The following is a 5,637-nucleotide window of genomic DNA, read 5'->3' as shown; positions in this document are numbered from 1 at the left end:
CGTACCGGCTGCTCGGCTCCCTCGCCGACGCCGAGGACGTCGTGCAGGAGACGTACGCCCGCTGGTACGCGATGTCGCCGCAGCAGCAGGGGGCGATCGAGTCCACCGGCGGCTGGCTGACGAAGGTCGCCGGCCGGATCTGCCTGGACCTGCTCGGCTCCGCGCGGGCCCGGCGGGAGCGCTACGTCGGCGAGTGGATTCCGGAGCCGGTGCCCGACCGCACGGAGTGGATCAGCGGCTGGTCGGGCGGCGCCGACGTGGACCCGGCCGACCGGGTCACCCTCGACGAGTCGCTCACCATGGCGTTCCTCGTCGTACTCGAAGCGATGACCCCGGCCGAGCGCGTGGCGTTCGTCCTGCACGACGTCTTCCGGTACCCCTTCCCCGAAGTGGCCGAGATCGTCGGCCGTACCCCGGCGGCCTGCCGCCAGCTGGCCACGTCGGCCCGCCGCCGCGTCCGCGCGTCGCGGGTCCCGGCGACGCCGACCGCCCGACGCGCCCAGATCGTCCGGGAGTTCAAGGAGGCGTGGGAGGCCAAGGACGTCGAGGCCATGATCGGTCTGCTCGACCCCGAGGTCACGGCGATCGGCGACGGCGGTGGCGTCGTCGCGGCCCTGCTGCACCCCCTCCACGGCGGCGAACCGGTCGCGGAGTACTTCATCGGCCTCGTACGCCAGGCGGACGGCCTGACGATCCTGGAGCGCACGGTCAACGGCCGGCCCGGTCTGCTGCTCCGGTACGAGGGCGCCACCGTGGCGGTGCTGGCGATCGACGTAGCGGACGACCGGGTCAGGAACGTGTGGGCGGTCCGCAACCCTGCCAAGCTCCGCCCGTGGATGGGGAGTTGAGGTGGTCGCGGCGCGGCTTTGCGGCCGGGTGGGGACCGTGGCCGCGCCGCGTCAGGTGAGGCCGCCGGTCGCGCGGAGGTTCTGGCCGGTGAGCCAGCGGCCGTCCGGGCCGGCGAGGAAGGCCACCACGTCGGCGATATCGGCGGGTTGGCCGAGCCGGCCCAGCGGGGTGATCTTGACCACCGGGCCGAAGTCCGCGCCCGGGTTGGCCTCGCGCAGCAGATCGGTGTCCGTCGCGCCGGGCGACACCGTGTTGACGGTGATCCCGCGCGCCCCGAGTTCCCGCGCGCCCACGGCGGTCAGTTGCTCGATCGCGCCCTTGCTCGCGGCGTACGGCGCGCTGCCCGGCGCTGGACGCTGCGTGTTGAGCGTCGAGATGTTGACGACCCGCCCGCCGTCGCGCATGTGCCGTGCCGCGTAACGCATCGTCAGGAACGTGGACTTGGCGTTGACCGCCATCACCTGGTCGAAGATCGCCTCTTCGGTGTCGGCGAGCGGCGCCGGTGTGAAGCTCGTCGCGGCGTTGTTGACGAGGATGTCCAGGCCGCCCAGCCGGCCCACCGCATCGGCCATCAGCCGTTCCGCGCCGCCGGGTTCGCCCAGGTCGAGCTGCACGCCATGGGCCCGGCCACCCGCGTCCGCGACACCCCGCGCCACCTCCGCCGCGGCCGCCGCGTTGCGCGCGTACGTGAACACCACCTCGGCCCCGTCCCGGGCCAGCCGCTCCACGATCGCCCGGCCGATACCCCGCGACCCGCCGGTCACCACGGCAGCCTTGCCTGCGAGCACCCCCATGAGACTCTCCCCGTTCATCCACCCGGCACCGTCCGCCGGGCAGCCTACGCCCGCACCCGCCGCCGATGCGCGGCGCCCTGGTGCGGTTCCTCGGAGACTTCGGGCTGAGCTTCGGCGCCTTCGACTTCGCCGTGACCCCGGACGGTGCCTGGTGGTTTCTGGAGTGCAACCCCAACGGCCAATGGGCGTGGCTCGAAGACGCGGCCGGACTGCCGGTCACAACCGCAATCGCAGACCTGATGGAGAACGGAGCGAGCCGTCATGACTGAACCGCTGCCCTCGGAACACCTCCGCGCCGACCTCGCGCGGCACCTCACCAAGGCCGGCGCACTGCGCAGCCCCGAATGGGAAGCGGCCGTGTTGTCCGTGCCCCGCGAGGCGTTCCTCGCGCGCGGCTGGTTCGAGTACGAAGACGGCGGCTGGTACCGGCCCGCGTCCGGCGACTCTGCGGCCGGTCTCGCGCGGATCTACGAAGACGACACCCTCGTGACACAGGTGGCCGGGGGCGTCTTCCCCGACCAGGTCGAGGGGCGCATCGCGGCGGCCCCCTCGTCGTCGTCCACCCTGCCGGGTCTCGTCGTGCGGATGCTCGAAGAGCTGCGGGCGACCGAGGGGGCGCGCGTACTGGAGATCGGCACGGGCACGGGCTACGCAACCGCGCTGCTCTGCCATGTCGTCGGCGAGGACAACGTGACCACGGTCGAAGTCGACGGAGAGGTGTCCGCGCGCGCGGGACTGGCGCTCGCGGGCGCCGGCTACTGGCCTGCTCGCGTGGTCGGTGACGGCCTGGCGGGCTGCGAGGAGAGCGGCCCGTATGACCGGGTGATCGCGGCATGCGGCGTGCACACCGTGCCGGCCGACTGGCTCGCGCAGACCCGGCCCGGCGGTGAGGTCCTGGTCACGGTAGGCGGATGGATGCACGCATCCGAACTCGTACGGCTCACGGTCGCCGACGACGGCACGGCCGGCGGCCCGGTTCTCGGCGGGCAGGTCTCGTTCATGCTGGCCCGCCCACACCTTCCGCCCCCGTTCGGGATGCTGCCGAATCTCAGCGAGGGCGACGTAGTGCCCACGGAATTCGGCGCGGACATGCTCGACGACTGGACGGCCCGGTTCGTCGCGCAGTTCGCCGTGTCCCGCGCGCAGCGCCTCGCGCTCGAAAGGGACGGCCGGACCGAACACGTCGTGATCGACGTGGACGCCGAATCGTGGGCGTTCGTCTTCCGGGACGGGGCGCGGTGGATGGTCCGGCAAGGCGGTCCGGCGCGCCTGTGGGATCAGATCGCCGAACGCGTCACGCGGTGGCAGGCGGACGGGCGACCGCCTGCCGATGCGATGCGGCTGCACGTCGGCCCTGACGGTCAACGTCTCGCCTGGGCGTAACCGCGAGCCGGCGCCCGAAGACGGGGATCGCGGAGGTGCCCACCTGTAGGCCGGGCACCTCCCGCCCGACGATCGCGGCGAGTTGGGGCGAGTCGGCGCCGAAGGTCTGCCCGAACCAGGCGGACCGCAGCCCGGCCGCCGCGGTCTCCTCGGCGAGCCGTACGGTGGTGTCGATCTGGTTGCCGGCGTCGGTCGCGGCGAGTGTCACTCCCATGGTCATGTCGTGTCCAACGAGCCCTGTGCGGACGCGAATTACCGTTCTCCGCGACAGTCTCGTGTCGGCTGTATGGAGCTGTATGGAGCTGTGCGTACGGGCTGCCGTGGTCCCGGGGGGACGCCGCCCTCCATTTGCTGGTCGGTCTCAGCCGAACCGTCGGATCACGTCCCGTATCCGCGGCACGCAGTCGCCCCACGCGCCGAAGTGGGCGATCGTGCTGATGAGTTCACGCAGGTGCAGCAGCGGCATCCGATCCCGCCAGCCGTCCGCCGGCGGCAGGACCTCGTGGTAGGCGGCGAAGAAGGACTCCGGCGGCCGGCCGGTGCAGTACATCATGCTGAGCTCGGACTCCGCCCACATCCAGCACACCGCGGGGTCGATGAAGGCCGGGGCGCCGTCGGACGTGGCCACGACGTTGCCCTGGTACAGGTCACCGTGGTTGAGCACCGCGGGTCCGCCGGGCACCAGTTGGGGAAGGCGGTCGCAGATCCGCTCCAGGCCCGCCAGGTCGGCGGGGTCGAGCGTGGCGTACACCTTCGGTTCGCGGAGGTAGCGCAGCACTCGGTGCTCGGCGAAGAACTCGTGGCCGTCGTCGGTCCAGGCGTTCTGCTGGGGGAGGAGCCCCAGCCATCCGTCGGTGTGCCATCCGAAGCGGTCGCCGTGGTCGCCGTGGTCGCCGCGGACGGTGTGGAGGCGGGCGACGGCGCGGCCCGCCTCTGCCCAGAAGGCGTCCCCGTCAGCGGGCGCCGGCTCCAACGCCTCCAGCAGGAGATGGCGGGCGCTCACCTCGATCACCTGCGGGGTGCGCAGTCCGCCCTGCTCCCGCAGCGTCCGCAGGCCCGCCGCTTCCTGGGCGTACAGGTCAGGAGGGGCCTGTTCCGAGCTCTTGAGCACGACACAGGTGCCGTCGGCGAGCGTCAGCCGCCGTACATCGTTCACGGCCCCTCCGCTGAGCGGCTCGTCCGCGACGACCTCACCCGCGTAGGCACCCGGCAGGTCCTGCCACCGCTTCGCCATCTCGTCCCCCCGATTCCTCACACGCGCCCTCCGGCCGCCCACCGTTCCACGCCCCGGCCCTCCGCGGCCAGTGCCACCGCCGGACCGGCCTCGCCGCTCCGCGCGGTCAGGACGATCTCGCTGCGGGCGAACCGTACGCCGCGCGGGCCCCCTCCCGGGCCGGAACGGGCCTGTTGTTGAATCAGGTACGGGCCGCGGCCGACCCGAGGCGGGGCCCTGGTCCGGACGCGTCGGCACGAGGGTGGGAATCAGCAGGTGAGCTCGCAGCCGGTGTCGCTGAAAAGCCTGATACCGGCGGTGTTCCTGCCGGTACTGATCTTCGAGACCGGCATGGGCGCGCTCGCGCCCGTACTGGCGCTCAGCGGCCGGGCGCTCGGCGCGGGCGTCGGCACCGCGGGGCTCGTGCTCGCGCTGCTGGGGGTCGGGCAGATCCTCGGCGACGTGCCGGCCGGGGCGCTGGCGGCGCGGCTGGGCGACCGCAAGGCGATGCTCGTCGCCTCGGGCGTCACGGCGGTCACCCTGAGCGGGTGCGCGCTGGCCCGCAACGTCTGGCAGCTGGCGCTGGCGGTCACCGTCACCGGGGCGTCCAACGCCGTGATCATGCTGGCCCGGCAGTCCTATCTGACCGAGGCCGTGCCCCCGCACCTGCGGGCGCGGGCGCTGTCGACGCTCGGCGGCATGGGGCGAGTGGGGGCCTTCGTCGGGCCGTTCCTCGGCGCGGCCGTACTGACCGGCGGCCGTCCGGTGCACGACATCTACTGGCTGGCGCTGGCGTGCACGGCCGCCACCGTCGTGGTCCTGCTCACCGTGCCCGATGTCGTCGAGCCCGCGGCCCGCGGCGGCAAGAAGCCCGTGCCGGTGCGCGCGGTGCTGCGCGACCACCGGAAGGTCTTCCTCACCCTCGGCCTCGCGGTCCTCCTGGTCGGCTCGGTCCGGGCGACCCGGCAGACCGTGCTGCCGCTGTGGGCCGAACACCTGGGCCAGAGCGCGTCCTCCACCAGCGTCGTGTTCGGCATCGCCGGGCTGATCGACACGCTGACCTTCTACCCCTCGGGCCGGGTGATGGACCGCTGGGGCCGGCTGTGGATCGCGGTGCCGTCGATGCTGGTGCTCGGCGCCTCCCAGGCCGCCCTGCCGCTGACCCACACCCTCGCCGAACTGACCGTGGTGGCGATGCTCATGGGCTTCGGCAACGGGATCGGCAGCGGCATCCTGATGACCCTCGGCGCGGACGTCGCGCCGCCGGAGACCCGCTCGCAGTTCCTCGGCGTGTGGCGGCTGTGCGCGGACTCCGGCAGCGCCGGCGGGCCGCTGGTGGTGTCGGCGGCCGCCTCGCTCGGCAGTCTCGCGGCCGGCATCTCGGTCATGGGCGCGGTG

At 73.1% G+C, this 5,637-nt stretch carries 6 protein-coding genes and 1 pseudogene; 4 read left to right on the top strand and 3 right to left on the bottom strand.

Translation table 11 applies throughout. The features are described from left to right. A partial coding sequence (gene sigJ / locus AC13HU_RS31040; protein WP_483045303.1) for an RNA polymerase sigma factor SigJ occupies positions 1 to 848 on the top strand: 848 nt, incomplete at its 5' end. A 51-nt stretch (positions 849 to 899) separates the two neighbouring features. Here the strand turns inward: sigJ and AC13HU_RS31035 are convergent. Beyond that, positions 900 to 1,643 (bottom strand): SDR family oxidoreductase, encoded by a 744-nt coding sequence (locus AC13HU_RS31035; RefSeq protein WP_483045302.1) that lies wholly within the window; start codon positions 1,641 to 1,643, stop codon positions 900 to 902. A gap of 65 nt (positions 1,644 to 1,708) precedes the next feature. Between AC13HU_RS31035 and AC13HU_RS31030 the strand changes: the two genes are divergently transcribed. Both AC13HU_RS31030 and tgmC read left to right on the top strand, forming a co-directional pair. Further along, positions 1,709 to 1,912 (top strand): hypothetical protein, encoded by a 204-nt coding sequence (locus AC13HU_RS31030; protein ID WP_483045301.1) that lies wholly within the window; start codon positions 1,709 to 1,711, stop codon positions 1,910 to 1,912. Continuing rightward, positions 1,905 to 3,026, top strand: coding sequence for an ATP-grasp peptide maturase system methyltransferase (tgmC, locus tag AC13HU_RS31025; protein WP_483045300.1), 1,122 nt, complete (start codon positions 1,905 to 1,907; stop codon positions 3,024 to 3,026). Before AC13HU_RS31030 ends, tgmC begins: the two co-directional genes overlap by 8 nt. 10 nt (positions 3,027 to 3,036) lie before the next feature. Here the strand turns inward: tgmC and AC13HU_RS31020 are convergent. Both AC13HU_RS31020 and AC13HU_RS31015 read right to left on the bottom strand, forming a co-directional pair. Then, a pseudogene (locus AC13HU_RS31020) lies at positions 3,037 to 3,246 on the bottom strand (LLM class F420-dependent oxidoreductase); the annotation flags it as partial. A gap of 141 nt (positions 3,247 to 3,387) precedes the next feature. Beyond that, on the bottom strand, positions 3,388 to 4,281 hold the full coding sequence (locus tag AC13HU_RS31015) for a fructosamine kinase family protein (RefSeq protein ID WP_483045299.1): 894 nt from the start codon (positions 4,279 to 4,281) through the stop codon (positions 3,388 to 3,390). 234 nt (positions 4,282 to 4,515) lie between these two features. Here AC13HU_RS31015 and AC13HU_RS31010 point away from each other — a divergent pair. Further along, a partial coding sequence (locus AC13HU_RS31010) for an MFS transporter (RefSeq protein WP_483045298.1) occupies positions 4,516 to 5,637 on the top strand: 1,122 nt, incomplete at its 3' end.

The sequence above is a fragment of the Streptomyces sp. NH27 genome, from assembly GCF_056859195.1.
This window is presented reverse-complemented; position numbering and strand designations above follow the sequence as displayed.